The sequence below is a fragment of the Malonomonas rubra DSM 5091 genome, from assembly GCF_900142125.1.
In the GTDB taxonomy this organism is placed as follows: Bacteria; Desulfobacterota; Desulfuromonadia; order Desulfuromonadales; family Geopsychrobacteraceae; genus Malonomonas; species Malonomonas rubra.
The window spans coordinates 130,718-148,427 of sequence record NZ_FQZT01000009.1 but is presented as its reverse complement, the minus strand read 5'-3'; the positions used below and the strand labels follow the sequence as shown (position 1 = coordinate 148,427).

19 protein-coding genes are annotated in these 17,710 nt (G+C 53.8%); 8 read left to right on the top strand and 11 right to left on the bottom strand.

From position 1 onward, the window contains the following. Together BUB13_RS12885 and BUB13_RS12880 are read right to left on the bottom strand one after the other, a co-directional pair. Positions 1 to 272, bottom strand: a 272-nt coding sequence (locus BUB13_RS12885; RefSeq protein WP_072909174.1) for a helix-turn-helix domain-containing protein, incomplete at its 3' end; no start/stop codon positions are given. Positions 273 to 360: 88 nt separating this feature from the next. Continuing rightward, complete coding sequence (locus BUB13_RS12880) at positions 361 to 2,445, bottom strand: carboxy terminal-processing peptidase (RefSeq protein ID WP_072909173.1); 2,085 nt, start codon at positions 2,443 to 2,445, stop codon at positions 361 to 363. 194 nt (positions 2,446 to 2,639) lie between these two features. Here BUB13_RS12880 and BUB13_RS12875 point away from each other — a divergent pair, with 194 nt between their 5' ends. Beyond that, positions 2,640 to 3,074, top strand: coding sequence for a PilZ domain-containing protein (locus BUB13_RS12875; RefSeq protein WP_072909172.1), 435 nt, complete (start codon positions 2,640 to 2,642; stop codon positions 3,072 to 3,074). Between the two features lie 30 nt (positions 3,075 to 3,104). Beyond that, positions 3,105 to 3,992 (top strand): DMT family transporter, encoded by an 888-nt coding sequence (locus BUB13_RS12870; protein WP_139249381.1) that lies wholly within the window; start codon positions 3,105 to 3,107, stop codon positions 3,990 to 3,992. Between the two features lie 15 nt (positions 3,993 to 4,007). Here BUB13_RS12870 and BUB13_RS12865 read toward each other — a convergent pair whose 3' ends face one another. The 3 genes from BUB13_RS12865 to BUB13_RS12855 all read right to left on the bottom strand — a co-directional run bounded on the left by BUB13_RS12865 (position 4,008) and on the right by BUB13_RS12855 (position 8,310). After that, complete coding sequence (locus tag BUB13_RS12865) at positions 4,008 to 4,973, bottom strand: GlxA family transcriptional regulator (RefSeq protein WP_072909170.1); 966 nt, start codon at positions 4,971 to 4,973, stop codon at positions 4,008 to 4,010. Positions 4,974 to 5,054: 81 nt separating this feature from the next. Then, positions 5,055 to 5,825, bottom strand: coding sequence for a nucleoside phosphorylase (locus BUB13_RS12860; RefSeq protein ID WP_072909169.1), 771 nt, complete (start codon positions 5,823 to 5,825; stop codon positions 5,055 to 5,057). 1 nt (position 5,826) lies between these two features. Next, positions 5,827 to 8,310 carry a response regulator gene (locus tag BUB13_RS12855; RefSeq protein ID WP_072909168.1) on the bottom strand — a complete coding sequence of 828 codons (2,484 nt, stop codon included), beginning with the start codon at positions 8,308 to 8,310 and terminating at the stop codon, positions 5,827 to 5,829. 126 nt (positions 8,311 to 8,436) lie between these two features. Here BUB13_RS12855 and BUB13_RS12850 point away from each other — a divergent pair, with 126 nt between their 5' ends. From BUB13_RS12850 to BUB13_RS12840, 3 genes are all read left to right on the top strand, one after another. Then, on the top strand, positions 8,437 to 9,009 hold the full coding sequence (locus tag BUB13_RS12850) for a DNA-3-methyladenine glycosylase I (RefSeq protein WP_072909167.1): 573 nt from the start codon (positions 8,437 to 8,439) through the stop codon (positions 9,007 to 9,009). Continuing rightward, positions 9,006 to 9,887 (top strand): DMT family transporter, encoded by an 882-nt coding sequence (locus BUB13_RS12845; RefSeq protein ID WP_244151873.1) that lies wholly within the window; start codon positions 9,006 to 9,008, stop codon positions 9,885 to 9,887. The genes BUB13_RS12850 and BUB13_RS12845 overlap by 4 nt, the downstream gene beginning before the upstream one ends. A 112-nt stretch (positions 9,888 to 9,999) precedes the next feature. After that, a complete protein-coding gene (locus BUB13_RS12840) occupies positions 10,000 to 10,824 on the top strand; it encodes a protein phosphatase 2C domain-containing protein (RefSeq protein WP_072909166.1) in 825 nt (274 codons plus the stop codon). Here the strand turns inward: BUB13_RS12840 and BUB13_RS12835 are convergent. From BUB13_RS12835 to BUB13_RS12815, 5 genes are all read right to left on the bottom strand, one after another. Continuing rightward, positions 10,810 to 12,054, bottom strand: coding sequence for a glycosyltransferase family 4 protein (locus BUB13_RS12835; protein WP_072909165.1), 1,245 nt, complete (start codon positions 12,052 to 12,054; stop codon positions 10,810 to 10,812). The two genes, BUB13_RS12840 and BUB13_RS12835, sit on opposite strands and share 15 nt — an antisense overlap. Before the next feature lie 18 nt (positions 12,055 to 12,072). Continuing rightward, a complete protein-coding gene (locus BUB13_RS12830) occupies positions 12,073 to 12,897 on the bottom strand; it encodes a sulfurtransferase (RefSeq protein ID WP_072909164.1) in 825 nt (274 codons plus the stop codon). Then, positions 12,897 to 13,409, bottom strand: coding sequence for a rhodanese-like domain-containing protein (locus BUB13_RS12825; protein WP_072909163.1), 513 nt, complete (start codon positions 13,407 to 13,409; stop codon positions 12,897 to 12,899). The genes BUB13_RS12830 and BUB13_RS12825 overlap by 1 nt, the downstream gene beginning before the upstream one ends. Positions 13,410 to 13,411: 2 nt before the next feature. Beyond that, a complete protein-coding gene (locus BUB13_RS12820) occupies positions 13,412 to 13,903 on the bottom strand; it encodes a MauE/DoxX family redox-associated membrane protein (protein ID WP_208610169.1) in 492 nt (163 codons plus the stop codon). An 88-nt stretch (positions 13,904 to 13,991) separates the two neighbouring features. Next, complete coding sequence (locus tag BUB13_RS12815; RefSeq protein ID WP_072909162.1) at positions 13,992 to 14,732, bottom strand: pseudouridine synthase; 741 nt, start codon at positions 14,730 to 14,732, stop codon at positions 13,992 to 13,994. 82 nt (positions 14,733 to 14,814) lie between these two features. On the opposite strand from BUB13_RS12815, the gene BUB13_RS12810 reads away from it, so the two are divergent. From BUB13_RS12810 to BUB13_RS12800, 3 genes are read left to right on the top strand one after another with little or no spacing between them, the layout of a single operon-like run. After that, positions 14,815 to 15,759, top strand: coding sequence for an ABC transporter substrate-binding protein (locus BUB13_RS12810; protein WP_072909161.1), 945 nt, complete (start codon positions 14,815 to 14,817; stop codon positions 15,757 to 15,759). After that, positions 15,756 to 16,643 (top strand): ABC transporter permease, encoded by an 888-nt coding sequence (locus tag BUB13_RS12805; protein ID WP_072909160.1) that lies wholly within the window; start codon positions 15,756 to 15,758, stop codon positions 16,641 to 16,643. Before BUB13_RS12810 ends, BUB13_RS12805 begins: the two co-directional genes overlap by 4 nt. Further along, entirely contained in the window at positions 16,640 to 17,434 is a 795-nt protein-coding gene (locus BUB13_RS12800; protein WP_072909159.1) for an ABC transporter ATP-binding protein, read from the top strand. Before BUB13_RS12805 ends, BUB13_RS12800 begins: the two co-directional genes overlap by 4 nt. 21 nt (positions 17,435 to 17,455) lie before the next feature. Here BUB13_RS12800 and BUB13_RS12795 read toward each other — a convergent pair whose 3' ends face one another. After that, complete coding sequence (locus tag BUB13_RS12795) at positions 17,456 to 17,707, bottom strand: Trp family transcriptional regulator (RefSeq protein ID WP_072909158.1); 252 nt, start codon at positions 17,705 to 17,707, stop codon at positions 17,456 to 17,458. Positions 17,708 to 17,710 lie beyond the last annotated feature (3 nt).

Genomic DNA, 17,710 nt, shown 5'->3' with positions numbered 1-17,710 from the left:
AGTTCGCGCTCAAGTCGCTTGATTTTCTGGGCGGGAGTCTCTTTGTCTTTGGGTGATTGGGGCATAACGTGCCTCACAGGCTGGGTCCAGTCCATCTTTCCATGCTTTCTCAACCATGTTAGCACGGTTGAGCGCCCCTGAATGCCATAGATCTTCTGAGCTTGCTTGTAGCTCATGTCGCCTTTTTCTACGGCATCAACCACCTTCAACTTAAAGCCCATGGTGTAATCACGCTGAGTACGTCTCTTTCGCTGTCTGTCTGACTTGTCCATCATAAGCCTCCAAGGTGTAAACTTATTTCAGGACGGGACAGAACCAATAAAAAGAGCCGCCCATTTCCAGGCGGCTCTTTTATCAACCTCAACTTGCCAGCAAATTCAACAGCAACAGCTTGCCTTCAGTGACGTAAGGATCTTCAGCGATTTCCTCATCGAGGCTTGGTGGATCTTTGTCTTTATCATTATCCATGCCGGCGCCCATCGCGCTGTGGGGGGACAGACCTTCTTCGGCATTTCGCAGTTTTTCCCGCTCTGCAACCATATCGCTCAGCCGCAAAGATTGCTCAGTCTGCTCCCGGCGGGCATTCGCCTCTTCAGCTGCGACAATGATCTCGTGAAAATCTTCACTTTTTCCCAGCCGCATACTGCTGAGCTGCTTCAGCTTATCAATGTTCTGGGGCGAGGCTTTCCAGCGCTGATAATCGGCGGAGCCGATATGGTCCCAGGTCAATGCATAATCGAGGTATTTTTCGCCACTCTCCAGCCCGTCGAGTCGCGACGGCAGGACCACGTCCGGGGTCACCCCCTTCTCCTGTGTCGATTCACCACTGATGCGGTAGAACTTCTGAATCGTGACTTTCACCGCCCCGAGCGGCATGTACTTCTCCATCCCGCGCAGGTTAACATAACGATCGAGATCGAGCAGCGCCTGTACCGTCCCTTTGCCATGGGTGTGTTCATCACCGACAATCAGGGCGCGACCGTAATCCTGCAAAGCACCGGCGAGGATCTCTGATGCCGAGGCGCTGAAGCGATTGACCAGCACGATCATCGGGCCATCGTACTCGATACCGCGATCGTCGTCGCTCATCACCCGGATGCGACCATCACCGCTACGCACCTGCACGACCGGGCCGGTTTTGATGAACAGACCGGTCACACTGACAGCATCGGACAGGGAACCGCCACCGTTGTTGCGCAGGTCAAGAATCAAACCGGAGATGTTTTCTTTCTTCAGTTTTTTCAGCTCATCACGCAGATCGTCAGTAACATTGCGATTGGTCTTACCGCTGTAATCACGATAAAAAGAAGGAATCTTTACATAACCGAAGGTCCGCTTGCTCTCTTCGTCCCGGATAGTGGTTCCCTTGGCGAATGTTTCTGAAATTTCAACCACGTCGCGGACAATCGGAATCACCAGACGGCGACCGTCCGGCTTCTTCACCGACAAACGCACCTCGGTCCCCTTTTTGCCGCGAATCAGCGCAACCGCATCGCGAATGCGGGTATCGGTGATATCGACCGGCTCGGCGGAGCCTTCTCCGACCTTCAGAATGATATCGTCGGCTTCCAGCTGCCCCTGCTTGTAAGCAGCGCTGCCGGGGATGATTTTCACTACTTTGATGTAGCCGTCATCTTCGCGCAGGGTGGCACCGATCCCTTCGAGCGACCCGCTCATCTGGATATCGAAATCCTCTTTGCCTTCTGGCGGCAGATAACTGGTGTGCGGATCGAAAGCGCGGGCGATGGCGTTTAGATAGCGATCGTAGTGATCCTGAACCGTCTCGTCACGCATCCGCTGGAACATGCTTTGATTCGCCTTGGCGACCTTTTCTTCCGCTTGCTTCAACAGCTCCTGTTCTTTTTCCGCCGTTACCGGGAGCAGGGCCCCGTCATCATCGACACCCACCTCGTCTTCACGCAGGTTGAGGTAGCGCGAAAGAATCTGGAATTTAAGAATTTTCCGCCAACGCTCGCGCAGCTGTTTCTCGTCGGCAACGAAAGTCAGCTTCTCCGGATCGGTCTCCAGCGCCTCTTCCAGCTGATAATCGATCTTCTCCTGCAGCAATTCTTCAGTCATCTTCTCTACCTGGTCAATGCGCTGAATCAGCAGGTTGCGGCCAGTCTTCGGCAATTCCAGCCGGCCACGGCGGATCGAGTCATCGATCAGATCCTGGTACCCTTTGAGTTGGGCAACATCTTCCAGCAGCAGAAAACGTTTCTGGAAATCGAGCTGCTTCAGGTACAGATCGAAAGCAGCATGCGACAAATTGTCATCAGTCGGCTTCTGGCTGTAATGGTTACGACTCAACTGCTGCTGGATCATATGGCCGAGCAGCCGCGCCCGGTTGTTGTCAAATTCTTGCGCCTGCTTGCCCCAGCCGATTGTCGGCAGCAACAGGGCCAGAAGCAGAAAGGTCATCAGGATTATTTTTACGTGCCGCATAGAACGCTCTCCAAATCTTTGGCGGAGAAATTTGCCCGGGAAGGTTGTTTTTCCGGACAGAAGATTTAAAATTATTAAGGTAATGTACTCCTGAGCCGTCAGCTCCGCAAGGGCGAATTCCGCATTCAGGACTGTGCATTCCTGCAATAGTACAATTTCCTGCTAGACTTGTTAACCATCAGGTCACACTGCCTATGACTTTGCCGCTCAATGTCGAAGGCGTTGCAGACAACAATCACCGCAGCAATCGCCTGCTTGAGGAGTCGCGGATGAGTGAACAGAGATTTTATCGGCGTATCAGTTTTCACACTGAAGCAAAATTGAATATCAGCGACAACAGTTACCCTTGCGAGTTGATCGATCTTGCCCTGCAAGGGGCCCTGTTCAAAAGCGAACTGGAGTTGCCACTGGCAGTCAACCAGCAGTGTGACATCAGCATCACCCTGCCCTCATCCAACCTGACCCTAGAGTTTAACGGTGAGTTGATCCACCAGCGGGGGGCATTTTACGGCTTCCTTTTCGTCTCGGAAGACGCAGCCACCATGGGCCATTTGCGCCGCCTGCTGGAATTGAACATTGGTGACGGGGACGAGGTCGATCGCGAGTTTCTTCACTGGCTGAAGAAATAGCCTGTTTCTCCTTGCTTTTCGCTTGTCCATGTGCGATCAATCGCCGCCATGGGCCGCTCTGAACATACCAAAGGATTGCTGATTGCCATTGCCGGGGTGCTGATCCTCAGCCCGGATGCACTGATGGTGCGCCTGATCGATGCCGATATCTGGTCGTTGCTGTTCTGGCGCTGCCTGCTGACCGCCCTGACCACTTCGCTGCTGCTGTTTCTGAACTACCGCAGCCGTTTCCTGCAGAGCTTCCGTGCCGTCGGCACGGCCGGTCTTTATTCTGCCAGTACCATTTTGCTCGGCTCAATCCTGTTCGTCAACTCGCTGAAACAGACCGCCGCCGCCAACACCCTGATCATTCTAGCGGCAACGCCGGTCATCAGCAGCCTGTTCAGCTACCTGTTTTTAAAGGAAAAGATCGCTCGCCGTACCTGGCTAGCCATTTTCTGCTGTTTCGGCGGGATCGTGCTGATTTTCTCCGGCAGCCTTTCCAGTGGGTTTCTGCTGGGAGATTTCCTCGCTCTCGGCGCAACCTGCATGTGGGCGACTAACTTGGTTATTCTGCGCAGCGGCAAAGAAGTCAACATGATCCCGGCCAATGTGATCGGCAACCTCAGCGTCCTGCCGATCGCCCTGCTCTGTGGCGCAGCACCGCTGCAAGTTAGCCCACAGGATGCCAGCCTGTTGTTGCTGCTCGGCGGCTTACTGCTACCGGTCTCCTTCGCCCTGATCACCATCGCACCACGCTACCTGCCAGCCCCGGAAGTCAGCCTGATTCTGCTGATCGAGACCATTCTCGGCCCGATCTGGGTCTGGCTGGTACTGCACGAAATTCCCGAATCACTGACCCTGGTCGCCGGATGTCTCATCCTTACCACATTGCTGATTCATACCTTGCTCGGCATGCGAGCTGGCAAAGCCGCCTGAGAAAAGGACTTAGGTTTAATCAGCCGAAAAGCGCTGACGATAGACGGTCGGCGACATGCCGACAATCTGCTTGAAAAGTCTGCGGAACGAGCTGACATCCTCGTAACCAACGGTTCTGGTAATCTGCTCAAGCTGCCACTCACTGCCCGACAACAACTTTTTTGCCTGCTCGATCCGCATACGCTGAACGTATTCCAGCGGCGATTCACCGGTCGCTTTGCGGAAACGGCGCAAAAAGGTGCGCTCGTTCAAACCCGAAGCCAGTGCCAGTTCCTTGACCACCACTTTGCCGCGGAAATTTTTGTCAATCAGCTGTTGTACTTTCAGAATCGGTGCATCACCATGGCTTTTGCTGCCACGGAAATTGACGAAAGGCGCTTGGTCGCGCTTGCTGTTATCAATCAGCATCATCCGCGCGCAAGCCTTGGCCAACTGCTTGGAAGCAAATTTTTCAATCAGGTAAAGCGCCAGGTCCTGGTGGGCACTGGTCCCGCCAGCACAGAGATAGTCCTCGCCGTCAATGATCAGACGATCTATGTCCAACGTGATCTTCGGATAACGGCGGCGAAAGCGGTCAGCCAGCTGCCAATGGGTGGTTGCTTCACGACCTTTTAACAAACCAGTCTCTGCCAGCAAAAAGGCACCGGAACAGGCGCTGGCGATGATCGCACCGCGCTGCGCCTGCTGTTTCAGCCAGGCAATCAACTCTTTCTGTTCGAAAAGCTGCTCTGGTCGGCCCATCATCCCCGGGACCAGGATCAAATCGGCATCCTGGCATTCGGCCAGCGAACGATTCGCTGACACCGGCATACGGTTGAAACTGGTCACCGGTTCACCGTCGAGGGCGACGATTTCGTGGCGGCAAAACGGCGGCTCTTTCCGGCGCCGCTGTTCCCAGTTGGCAATAGTAAAAAGATCGAGCTGTCCGGCGATCCCGGAGAGCAGGCAGTTATCGTAGGCGAGAACGGCAATTTTGCGCATATTTATTTCCTTTAAAGCATTTTTTAGGCGATTATAGACACAAAAAGACGGCTTCTCAAGAAAATAAATCTTCGCAGAAAGTCATTTTTTCAAAGCATTTAATGCCACCCTTACAGCACCCTCTTCGGCCTGTTTTTTCATCTCGACATTCACCTTTTCACTACTGCAACGCTCAGCCAGAACAGCACAGACGCAGGCGGCGGAAAAACCGTAGACCAGCCCCATTTTGAACAGGGTTGCCGCTTCCATTTCGTAGTTGAGGATTTTCAGCTGCCGGTACTCTTCGGTCACCCCCTGCAGCGATCGCAGCAGCTGCGGGTTGGCGGAATCGGTGCGCTCCTGGCCCTCGTAAAAGGTATCAACACTGGCGGTCACTCCAAGATGATAATCGAGCCCCAGCCTCTGTGCGGCCTCGACCAGCGCAACGGTCAAAAAAGGGTCAGCAGCAGCCGGGTAATCGCGCGGAGCGATATCAGCAGCAGCGCCCTGACGGCAAAGTGCAGCCTGCGAAATCACCAGGCTCCCCACCTTGACCTGATCGGCAATCCCGCCACAGGTACCAACCCTGATAATCTGATGAAGACCGACCTGAACCAGTTCGTTGACCACAATCGACAGGGATGGCGCACCCATGCCGGAGGTCGCAGAGATGAATCTTGTTCCGTCCGGCAACCTGCAAAGATAGCTGTTGAGACCACGATTTTCCGATAAAACCTGCAGGCAGTCGACACCGTCGGTCTCTTGTGCAATCCGTCGTGCTCGCTGCGGATCACCACAGAGCAGGACAGCCTGCACCTGTTCTCCCAGGTCCTGTTTGCTGAAACCGATATGATAAAGTTGAGATTCGCCCACTTCAGACTCCGGCAGTTTTTTCGCCCTCTTCACTTAAAGCGTCGTGCACAGCTTGACAAAGTTGGTCGATGCTGTAGGGCTTGCTGATAAAACGGGACGCACCGAGTTTCAAGGCGGCCCGAACCTCTTCACTTTCCGAGTAACCGCTGGCAATCAGTGCCTTTTGGCCAGGATTACGTGCAACAATTCTGCGGTAAGTCTCACAGCCATTGATCCCCGGTTCCATCAACATATCGATCACCAGCAGATCAACCGGGGTCGCAGCGACATAGGAAATCGCCTCTTCCCCGCTGCTGGCAGCAATCGGCTGATAGCCAGCCAACTCCAGGATTCTGCAAGCGATATCCCGCATATGTTCTTCGTCATCCACGACCAGAACGCGCTGCCCTTGACCGGAGAAGGTTGGCAATTCTTCTGTCACTTCGCCAGCAGAATCGTTACCGCTGTAAGCAGGAAAATAGAGATAAAAAACGGTTTCGCCTGGGTTGCTGCTGACAAATATTCTGCCGCTATGGTCTTTCACCGTATTCCAGACAACAGTCAGTCCGAGGCCGGTGCCGCTTTTCCCCATCACTTTTTTGGTATAGAACGGCTCGAAAATATGTTCGATATCAACTCCCGAAATTCCGGGGCCGTCATCTGCAACCTGCAGAACGACATACTTGCCATCTACCAAGTGGTGACCGTTGCGACTTTCGCCAACAACCGTTTCGTTCCAGCTTGTCAAGGTAACCCGGCCTTTACCAGCCATCGCTTCAACAGCATTGTTCACAAGGTTCATCAGGCATTTCTTGATATGCACCGGTGAAGCAAGAATCGGTACCAAGTCAGTGGTCAGGTCGGCATCGATCGAGCCGTTTATGAAATGTTTTTTCGTGTTCAAGCATTCTGGAGACTCGAGATACTCCGCAATCAGGTGATTCAGGTTGATCTTTTCCCGCACGCTGGCAGCTCCTCTGGCAACCGTCAACATATCGGCAACAATCGCCACCCCCCGTTTTCCAGATTCGAGAATGGTCTGCAACGGCTTGCGCAAATCACTGTCTGCTGGCAGTTTCCGCAGTATCAGCTCTGGGTAGCCGGTTATTGCCGCAAGAATATTGTTCAGATCATGGGCGACACCGCCAGCCATCAGGCCGATCGCCTCCATCTTCTGCGCCTGGTACAGCTGTTTCTCCAGGTTCAGCCGATCGCTTTCCGCCTGACACCTCTCAGTAATATCTTCAGCGATTCCCAAGAGATATTCCGGTGTTCCATCCGCATCCAGGATCGGAATCTTCTTGGTATGCATCAACCGCTCGCCTTTGTTCCTGGTCGAAACCTTCTCCCTGGCGATACTGAGCATTTTTTTATTTTCGAGCACCTTCCGGTCTTCGGCGATAAAGAAGTCTGCCTCTTCTTTACTGAACAGGTCGTAATCGTTTTTTCCGAGCAGATCCTTTTCAAACAGCCCGGTCAGTTTTTCTCCCGCCCGGTTAAAGCGCAGATAACGCAGCTCTTTAGCATCTTTGACAAAAGTAACATGGGGTATATTTTCGATAACGGCATTCAGGAAACTCTGCTGCTTCTGCGATTCTTTGTTCGCCTGCTCGGCTCGCAGCCACGCCTGCTCAACTTTGCGCTGTGTTCGATCGACCCTCACCAGCCAGACGTACATACCGAGCCCAGCGATAACAGCCAGACACAGGCCCAGGCTGCGAAACCACCACAACCGGGGGGAGGGCTGCAGCCAGCCACCGAGCGGAATCGCCGCCAACTGCCAACTCCCTTCAGGCAAATTGACGTCAAGCAGGACCGGTTGCCGTTCAAAAATCTCTGTCGCCCCTTCGATAACGTCACCAGCGGCGCCTTTGCCATCAACACCACGGAGTGCAACCTGGAACTCGTCAGCGAAAGCATAATAACCCGCGGCGCGCAATAACCTGTCTTTATCGATAACGATACTGGCCATGCCCCAATAGGTTTTGTCACCTTCGCTCTCGCCTTTGTCGATATAAATCGGGGTTCGACTGATAAAAGCAACGCCCCCCTGAACCAGATTAACCGGCCCGGCTACAACTGTTTTATGCGCTTCGATCGCCTGCTTGACGGATGGCCACTGCGTTTTGTTCTTTGTGTAATCCAGCCCGATCGCCCGCTCGTTTCCTTCCAGTGGATAGACAAAGGAGACGATATTATCTGGCGCAATGCCAATATTGATGATGGAATGACGATGCTGAAGAAGATTGTTCGCCCAGCGCTGAAAGCTGTCCTGAGAGAGTCCAGAATGGGTCGCGATATAGGCAATAAGCCCGCGTGTCAGGTAAAAATCGACGTTGATACCTGCTTCAATTTCTGCCCGTAGCTGACTCAGCCTGCTGGTGGTCTGGGAACGCAGCACCTCCCGGTAACGCTGCTTTTCTGCATCCTCAACAAAAAACAGGAGCAAAACTAGTAACAGGAAAACCAGAAAACCGATCAATGGAGCAGCGGTTTTTTTCTTCATGGCAACATCCCATCGCAGGTTGCAACTTAAGCTTGGTTCAATTTGAAAGTCTAACACAATTATTAACTATTGCTTACGCTTTGCCGCATGCTAATTTGGAGAAAAAGGCACATACAGAGGGAGAATATGGACCAGAAGCGTCGGTGCCCCTGGGTCGATCTGAGCAAACCGGACTACATCCGTTACCATGACGATGAATGGGGCGTACCAGTGCACGATGACCGCACCCAGTTTGAATTTCTCACCTTGGAATCAGCACAGGCCGGGTTGTCCTGGTATACCGTGCTGCGCAAGCGTGAAAACTACCGGCAGGCTTTCGCCGGTTTCGACCCGGAGCTTATCGCCCGGTTCGATGATAAGAAGATTGCCGAGCTTTTGCAGAATCCGGGCTTAATCCGTAACAGACTGAAGATCAACGCAACGGTTAACAATGCGCAGAAGTTTCTGCAGGTTCAGGACGATTTCGGCAGTTTCTGCGATTATATCTGGCGTTTTGTTGACGGCGAGCCGATCGACAATGCACCGCTTAGCGGAAATGAAATCCCAGCAACGTCGAAAGAATCGGACCTGTTGAGCAAAGACCTGAAACAACGCGGTTTCAAGTTCATCGGCTCAACTACCATCTACGCTCACATGCAGGCGACCGGGCTGGTCAATGACCACACCATCGACTGCTTCCGGCGCAAAGAACTGCTGTGATTTCCACGTATATTCGCCTCTACTTGGTCGCCTTCTTCTGGGGCGGCACTTTCGTCGCCGGGCGCAGTCTCTCCGGTGTGGTCGATCCGGTTTCGGCGGCCTTTTTCCGCTTTGCCATCGCCTCACTGTTGCTGCTGGCCATCACCATCACGCGGGAATCTCTGCAACGCATCGATGTCAAGCAACTGCTGGTGGTGATCGCCCTCGGCGCTAGCGGCATTCTTGCCTACAACTTGTTCTTCTTCAACGGCCTGACCCTGATCGCTGCTGGACGCGCTTCACTGATCATTGCGCTTAACCCGGTTTTTATCACCATCGCTTCAGCGCTGATCTATCGTGAACCGCTGCCGAAACGGCGCATACTCGGCATTTTTCTCTCGCTCAGCGGTGCCATCATCGTAATAACCCGAGGACAACCTCTGACAGTATTTGATAGCGGTATTGGCCGTGGCGAATTGTTGATATTCGGCTGCGTCATCTCCTGGACGCTCTACTCGATCATTGGTAAAACAGCGATGAAAGGGCTTTCCCCGCTGGTTTCGGTCTGCTACTCGTCAATTGCCGGAACTATTCTACTTTTCTGTGCCATGCTGCTACAGGGAGATCTGGCAGCTGTCGTCAATTATCCACCGAAAGCCCTGATTGCGCTTCTCTATCTCGGAATGTTTGGCACCGTCATCGGCTTCCTCTGGTATTTTCAGGGAATTCAGATCATAGGAGCATCACGAGCGGCGGTCTTCATCAACTTCGTTCCGGTTAATGGCGTGCTATTGGCAACCCTGATTCTGGGTGAGCCCTTGACCTTCTCACTGCTGACAGGAGGGGCACTGGTGGTCACCGGCTCCTACCTGGCAAACTCTACCCCCAGAAAAAGCTAAAATATCTATCGGAAAAAAGACTGACATCCTCCCCTGGCTATTGATTTTATCAATTTCACAAATCGGTCACATAAATATACAATTGCATCATCAAATAGATTCAGGGTTGCCGATGCGAGGGAAAATCAACAATATCGAGCTTGTTTACGAGCAAGGCTCCAGTGCTTTAAACGAAGACAGCCTGACATGTTCAGACAACCTGTTCGGTGTGTTTGACGGCGCATCAAGTCTGGTTTCTGATCGCTACCTCGGTAAAACCGGAGCATGGTGGGCGTCCCGCCTCGTCAGCCAGGAATTTTCCAGAAACGATTCATCTCTCTTCGAACTCGGTTCACGGGCCAATAAAAAGCTACAACTGCAGATGACCGCAATGGGCGTTGAAAGCTCCGATCGCCTTAAAAGCTGGAGCACCAGCGCCGCCGTATGCCGCTTGCAGGACGATTCCATCGAGTGGCTGCAAAGTGGAGATTGCCAGATCCTGGCAATTGAAGAGTCCGGTGCTTGTCGCCTGCTCACCAGCTACCATAATCACGATCGGGAAACCCTGCAGAAGTGGCAGCAACTGTTGGCGGACAACACTCCCCAACCCCGTGAAGCCCTTCACCCCCAACTGGTGAAAGTGCGCCGCCAGATGAACAGTTCTTATGGTGCCCTGAACGGCGAACAGGCTGCGCTCGATTTTTTCCAGACCGGCTCATGCTCTTTGGCAGGAATAGCGCACCTGTTGATTTTTACAGACGGGCTCTTCCCGCCCGGTGAGAACCCGGCGGAAGAACCGGATTTTTGCTGGCTGGCAGATTATTATCAGCAAGGCGGACTGGAAAAAGTCAAACAGGAAATCCGCAAACGGGAGAAACACGACCCGGAATGTCGTCGCTATCCCCGTTTTAAAATGCATGACGACATCGCAGCAGTCGCTATCTCATTTCAGCAATAGCTGATTATAAAGCGTTTCGATTTTAGAAAAAATCCCCCCCCAGGAGTATTCCTCCAGCAACGACTGAATCTCCGTCGGGAAAGACTGGTTCCGCTCTTTTTTCAGTGACCGAATCTGAGCTTGCAGAGCTCTTCGCAGCGCAGAGATAAAAACCTCTTCACCCTCCTGTGCCGGCGAATCGATTCCAGCCATTTTCGGCAAGTTCACCAGTTCAATCCATGGCGAGTTCAGGTTGCCGAACAACTCCACCACTCCCGGGAGTGCAGTGGTAACAAGACGACAGCCCGAGGCGAGTGCTTCCAGTAAAACCAGCGGCAAGCCTTCGAAAAATGAGGGCAACACGAACAGGTCAGATTGGCGCATCAGTACGGCAAGCTCCTGCTGTTCAAGGTTGCCATGGATCATAACTTTTTGCCCGAGCTGCTCAGCTAACTGCAGAATGTCCTGCTTTTCATGGCCGTCACTGTCACCAACCAGGTGAAAAATAAAATCCTCCTCCAACGGTAGCAGAGCCTTCAATAACCAGGGCACCCCTTTCGCCCGGCTGAGTTTGCCGGCATAAATAATCTGCAATCTGCCGCTTTTACCTGCCGTAGAGGGAGAAAACTTCTTTCTGTCGTATCCAGCACCAACAATGTGAATCTTGCCAGCATCTATTCCGTAAAGCTGATGAATATCTTCCTTTTGCGGCCCGCTAAGCGCACAAACAGCATCAACCTTCCGGCACCCCTGCAAAACCTCCTGCTGCAGGTGACGGCAATTGACAAACTGGCGCAGATCTGAACCATGACAACTGACCAGCATGGGAATCTGCGGGCATCGCTGCCGGGCCAAAGAGGTCAATAGCCAGAGATGGTGGGAATGGATCAGGTCCGGCTGCCAGCGTTTGACCGCATCTTCAAGGCAGGCGGAAAAGCAGTCTTGATAAAGTTGCACATCCGATGCCGTCAATTCACTGAATCGCGTACTCGGGTAGGGCATGACATCGCTCATGCCAACAATCGGAAAGGGTAGGTCCTGCTCGAACTGGACGACGCAATAATCATGACTGGCCAGTTTTTTCAGCTGAACCCGGCTCTCGTAGTCGCCGGGAACCCCGGCCAGCAGATAGTTATGATACCCATGCAGTTCGGCGTGGTTCAGCAGCGCCTGCAGATAGACACCGCTTCCGGTTGCCGCTGGCAATTGACTCAGGATATGAAGAATTTTGAGGGGAGAGCGTTCGGGCATGCTTAGTTGAGTAGCATATCAGCGCAGCTTTCGCCAAGCTTCCATGCCACCTTCGTAATTCTTTGCCGTTTGTAACCCGGCGAGTTCGTGTACCGTCCAGGCGTATGCGGAACGGATACCGCCTGAACAATAGTAAGCAACCGGCTTTTGCGGATCGATGCCATGCTTCTGCAGCAAAACCGTCAGTTCCTGCCGACTGAGCGGGCGATGATCTTCTCCACGATAAAAATTTGTCCAGTCGATCCGTACCGCGCCTGGAATCGAACCGCGTAGCCACTCGAAGAAGGAGCGGGTGTCGACCAGTTGCAGCTCCGAAGACTGCACCAATTCTGCCGTTTTTATATCGAGTTCGCTCCGCTCCGTAACCTTGTATTTCACTGGAGAGATTGCCGGCAGGGGTGCAGCGACCAACTCACCACGCTGCTTTTTCCACGCCTGCACGCCACCATCGAGCAGGTAAATCTCGCCGCGATGGCCCAAAACGCGCAACAGCCAACAGGTCCAACCTTCACCGCCCCAACTGCTGTCGGCATCACCGTAAATCACCAGCGAACTTGACTCGTCAATACCAAGCTTGCCAAGCTGTACTGCAAGTTCCTCGTTAGCCAACTTGCGATATGCGACATCCTGCTGATCGGTCGCCGTGGTGCTCTGCCAGTCGAGAGGCAAGGCGCCCGGAATATGCTCTTTTTGCCACTGTTCAAAGGGGCGGGCATCGAGAATCTTCACCTGATCCTGCAACTGGTGCAGCTGCTGCGGTTGCAGCAGCTGCACCAACGCCCCCTCGCTTGTCAGTGGCAGCAGGAATAACAGCAGTACCAGGAACCGGGTAAAAAGAGGCATTACTTCACCGTACCAACCTCATAGTCAGCACCTTTCCAGGCAAAAATGCCGCCGGGATAGCGGTAGACGTTTTTGTAGCCAAGCTTCTTCGCCCAGACAGCCCCGTTATGGCTGCGGGTGCACTTAACAAAACCGCAGTAGACAACAATCAGCTTGTCTTTGTCGGCGCCAAGCAACGCTTCATAGTCCTGCTGCGATTTACCGTCGGTCTCTTTGCTGTCCCATTCGTTCATGTCGGGAATCGGAAAGAGGAACTGCGCGGCACCAGGGACGTGGGCCTTTTTGTAACTGGATTCAAACGGCATAGTATCGATGATCAGCATCTCTTTGCCGTCATCAATCCATTTCTTCAGCTCGTCGGTGGTGACAACATCGTATCCGCCACGCACGACCTCACGGACCAGCTTGACCGCTGCGGTTTCCGTTTTGACCTCTTTTTCAAACTTGTTATCCCAGGCAGAAACCGGGCTTGCCAGCAAAACAATCAGCAGCAGGGTAAAAATCGAACGCATCTTCAGACCTCCTTGAGAACAGAACAGAATCTGTTGGAATGATTGGCGAAACGCCAGAGATAAAGATAAGCGATAAGCAGCAACAACAGCAGATCACGAAAAAAAGCGCCACGCAGATCGTGAAAAGCGGTTGCCTCCGGATCATCCGGGCCAAAGCAGCCACAATCGATATCCAGACCGAGATAGATCCCGTAACCGAGAACCGCCATAAAAAGCAGCATCAGCAAGGTTGTCGCAGAAAGCGCCCCCTTTTGATCGATCAACAAACCGATGCCGACAATCACTTCGGCAACGATCAGCAAAATTGCTGCAGGGAAAACAAGGGGATCAGGGAGCAGGCCGTAGGCTCCAACCGTTTCGGCAAAGGCTGTCGGTCGATAAGCTTTGCTCAACCCGGACCAGAGGAAAACTCCGGCCAACAGACAGCGGCCGAGAAGATAAAAGACCTCAGCGAAACGGTTCTGTAGAAATTTGGCAGAATTTTGCAGAAACAAAATGTTCTCCCCAATGGCAAACTGGAGAGAATCTTCGGTTATTTATGTGGTTGTGACAAATGGATAATTTCGATAAAAACAATGGTCGCTATCGGTTTTCCCAAACACCATGAAGGCCGATCTCTCCAAGCTGGGCAGAAAAGTCCGTAGGCAGCGATGCGACCAATGAAATCTGTGCGCCACTCACCGGATGTGCAAACTTCAACCGGGTGGCATGCAGCAGCAGGCGATGGCAATTAAACTGTTGACGGAACATGCGGTTATGACTGCTGTCGCCGTAAGTGGTGTCGCCGATGATCGGGTGAAAGATGTGCTTGAAATGCCGCCTGATCTGGTGTCGTCGCCCGGTCGCTGGATGGACGTCGACAAGAGAGTAACGGCTGCTACTGTAACGCCCGACGGCGATCGGCAGCTCGACCTGTTGCACTGTCCGGTAGCGGGTGATCGCCTCACGCGGTTTGTCTGAATTCTGCTGCACCGCATAGGCGGCTTTAATCGGCCCATCAACCAGCGGGTAGTTAATTTCATCGCTGTCGTCGGTCCAGCCACGGACCAGCGCCAGGTAGCTTTTTTCAACCTGATGATCACGAAACTGATCGCTTAACTGACGTGCTGTTGCCGAATCAAGGGCAAACAGCAGAACACCCGACGTCGGCTTGTCGAGCCGGTGCACCGGGTAAACCTTCTGTTTCAGTTGCCGACGCAGCAGCTGCAGGGCAAAACGGGTTTCATGCCGATCGATATTGGTGCGATGAACCAGCAGACCGGCCGGCTTGTTCATCGCCACCAGCCACTGATCCCGGTAAATAATTTCCAACTGTTCCTGCATGCAAACGTCCAATTCTTGACCTTTATTATCCCGCGGGAGTAGATTACCCTCTGCTTTTAATACCATGACAGGAGTTGATTATATGAAAAGAATACTTTTTTTGGCGGGATTGTTCTGCCTGATCCTGGCACAAGCCGGCCTCGCAGCTGGCTACACCGTATCTTTCAATCAGATTGTCGAACACCCGGCGCTGGACGCCACACGTCAGGGGGTTAAAGACGAATTGAAAGAACAGGGCTTCAATGTGCAATATCACGACCACATCGCCCAAGGGAATATCGCGACCGCCAACCTGATCGCCAAACAGATCCTCGGCGAACAACCGGATGTCGCCGTCGGTATCGCAACCCCGACTGCCCAGGCATGTGCCCAAGTGCTCAAGGAGATTCCGGTGGTGTTCGGGGTTGTCACCGATCCGGTTGGCGCCGGGCTGGTTCAGTCGCTGGAAAAACCGGGCGGCAATGTGACCGGCACCTCCGACATGAGTCCGATCGACCGTCAGCTGGAGTTAATCCTCGAATTCATGCCCAACCTGAAAAACCTCGGTGTTATTTACAACTCGGGCGAGGCAAACTCCGTTACCCTGGTACGGGTCCTTAAAGAAGAAGCCAGCAAACGCAACATTCAGGTTGAAGAAGCAACTGTCAGCAATTCCGCTGGCGTTTTTCAGGCCGCCAAAAGCCTGATCGGCCGCAGTGAAGCGGTCTACATCCCGACCGACAACACGGTTGTTTCCGCCTTCGAAGCGATCACCCAGATCGGCTACCAGGCCAAGCTGCCGATCTTCGCTGCCGATGTCGATTCGGTCGCTCGTGGCGCCATCGCTGCGCTGGCTGTCGACTACTATCTGATGGGCCGGCAGACCGGAGAGATGGTCGCACGTGTCCTCAAGGGAGCCAAGCCCGCCGAGATGCCGGTGGAAACTCTGCGCGAATTCCAGATCCACCTGAACCCGGGGTCGGCTGCGCAAATGGGCGTGCAGGTTCCCGAAGCGATTCTGAAAAAAGCGGACAAAATCATCGAATGACCTATTTTGCGTTCATGGGTGCCCTGGAGCAGGGTTTCGCCTACGGCTTCCTTGTCCTCGGCGTCTACCTGACGTTCAGGGTGCTTGATTTTCCCGATCTGACTGTTGACGGCAGCCTCCCGCTGGGGGCTGCCGTTTCTGCCGTTGCCATCAGCGCCGGGATCGACCCCTTTGTGTCCCTGCTGTTCGCTCTGGCTGCCGGTTTTTGCGCCGGAATGGTGACCGGCATCCTCAATACGAAATTCGGCATTCTTCACCTGCTTGCATCGATTCTGACAATGATCGCTCTCTACTCGATCAACCTGCGGGTGATGGGGCGCCCGAACCTGACCCTGCTCGGCAAACCGACGGTCCTCGAGCCACTCACCAACGCCGGAGTCGGCATGTTCAACGCGGCCCCCCTTCTCTTCGGCATCCTCTCTGTTCTCGCTCTGTTGCTTCTTTTCTGGCTGCTGCATACAGCGTTCGGCCTGGCGATGCAGGCAACCGGGGCTAATAAGCAGATGATCACCAGTCAGGGGGTCAACACCGACCGCATCATTATTCTCACCGTTGGGCTTTCCAACGGACTTGCTGCCGCCAGCGGGGCACTGCTCTGCCAAAGCCAGGGGGCGGCGGACGTGAACATGGGGGTCGGCACCATCGTCGCCGGGCTGGCTTCGGTCATCGTCGGGGAAACCTTATTCGGCCACCGCTCCATTGGCCGGGCGCTTTTGGCGGCGCTACTCGGCTCACTCGTCTACCGCCTTGCAATCGCGCTGGCCTTGAGCCTGAAACTTGGCAATTTCTCGTTCACCCCCAGTGATCTCAACCTGCTGACAGCCCTGCTGGTTGTCATCGCTCTGACCTTGCCGGGACTACGGAGAAAGGTGCTGCGCCGATGATTGAAATCCAGGATCTGGTAAAAACCTTTCACCGCGGCAGCGTCAACGAAGTCCTCGCGCTGGCGGGCGTCAACCTGCAGGTACGCCGGGGTGATTTTATCACTGTTATCGGCTCCAACGGGGCCGGCAAAAGCACCCTGCTCAACTGCCTGGCCGGAAGCTACCCGATCGACAGCGGTCAGATAAAAATCGGGGAACGCGAAATCACCCGCTGGCCGGAACACCAGCGCGCCACCCTGATCAGCCGGGTGTTTCAGGACCCTTTGCTCGGCACCTGTGGGCCTCTTTCTATTGAGCAGAACCTGGCGCTGGCCAACCGACGCGGCAGAGTACACGGCCTGAACAAGGGAGTTAAACGCAGTGATCGGAACCTGTTCCGCAAGCAACTCTCGCAACTCGGCCTCGGCCTGGAAAACCGCCTGAAAGACAGTGTCGGCCTGCTCTCTGGTGGACAGCGACAAGCGTTGACCTTGCTGATGGCAACTCTGGTTAAACCCGAAATTCTGCTGCTCGACGAGCACACTGCCGCCCTCGATCCGAAAACAGCCCTGCAGGTTCTGGAACTGACCGAGCAATTGATTGCTGAACAACATTTAACCGCCTTGATGGTCACCCACAACATGCGCCAGGCGCTGCAGCTGGGCAACCGGCTGATCATGCTGCACGCTGGCCGGATCATTCTCGATGTTTCCGGTGATGAAAAAAGCCGAATGACGGTTGAGGATCTGCTGGAGAAATTTTACGCGGTGCGCGGAGAAGAGTTTGTTTCGGACCGGATGTTGCTGGTTTGACCCGGCAAGAGTTTCGCCACGTTAAAGGTAGCCGTGGCGTTTTAAGTGATGTGAACCACGCGTCACGGTGCCGATACCCACCCCCAGTTTTTCGGCAATCTGACGCTGCGGTACCCCCTGCTGCAGCATCTCGATAATCTGCAGGCGATTGGCAACATCTGCCAGCTCACCATAGGTCAGCAAAGCACACAGCGCCCGCTCCATCTTTTCCGGTGAATCGATGTCCAGCAAATGATTGACTAACTTATCGAGGTGTTTTATCTTCGCTTCCATGTA

Excerpts from the sequence above, each read along its gene's own strand:
- BUB13_RS12825 (WP_072909163.1), bottom strand. The coding sequence starts at position 13,409 with ATGCGTTCGATTTTTACCCTGCTGCTGATTGTTTTGCTGGCAAGCCCG.
- BUB13_RS12880 (WP_072909173.1), bottom strand. The coding sequence starts at position 2,445 with ATGCGGCACGTAAAAATAATCCTGATGACCTTTCTGCTTCTGGCCCTG.
- BUB13_RS12865 (WP_072909170.1), bottom strand. The coding sequence starts at position 4,973 with ATGCGCAAAATTGCCGTTCTCGCCTACGATAACTGCCTGCTCTCCGGG.
- BUB13_RS12800 (WP_072909159.1), top strand. The coding sequence starts at position 16,640 with ATGATTGAAATCCAGGATCTGGTAAAAACCTTTCACCGCGGCAGCGTC.
- BUB13_RS12835 (WP_072909165.1), bottom strand. The coding sequence starts at position 12,054 with ATGCCCGAACGCTCTCCCCTCAAAATTCTTCATATCCTGAGTCAATTG.
- BUB13_RS12815 (WP_072909162.1), bottom strand. The coding sequence starts at position 14,732 with ATGCAGGAACAGTTGGAAATTATTTACCGGGATCAGTGGCTGGTGGCG.
- BUB13_RS12795 (WP_072909158.1), bottom strand. The coding sequence starts at position 17,707 with ATGGAAGCGAAGATAAAACACCTCGATAAGTTAGTCAATCATTTGCTG.
- BUB13_RS12850 (WP_072909167.1), top strand. The coding sequence starts at position 8,437 with ATGGACCAGAAGCGTCGGTGCCCCTGGGTCGATCTGAGCAAACCGGAC.
- BUB13_RS12810 (WP_072909161.1), top strand. The coding sequence starts at position 14,815 with ATGAAAAGAATACTTTTTTTGGCGGGATTGTTCTGCCTGATCCTGGCA.
- BUB13_RS12840 (WP_072909166.1), top strand. The coding sequence starts at position 10,000 with ATGCGAGGGAAAATCAACAATATCGAGCTTGTTTACGAGCAAGGCTCC.
- BUB13_RS12830 (WP_072909164.1), bottom strand. The coding sequence starts at position 12,897 with ATGCCTCTTTTTACCCGGTTCCTGGTACTGCTGTTATTCCTGCTGCCA.
- BUB13_RS12875 (WP_072909172.1), top strand. The coding sequence starts at position 2,640 with ATGACTTTGCCGCTCAATGTCGAAGGCGTTGCAGACAACAATCACCGC.
- BUB13_RS12805 (WP_072909160.1), top strand. The coding sequence starts at position 15,756 with ATGACCTATTTTGCGTTCATGGGTGCCCTGGAGCAGGGTTTCGCCTAC.
- BUB13_RS12855 (WP_072909168.1), bottom strand. The coding sequence starts at position 8,310 with ATGAAGAAAAAAACCGCTGCTCCATTGATCGGTTTTCTGGTTTTCCTG.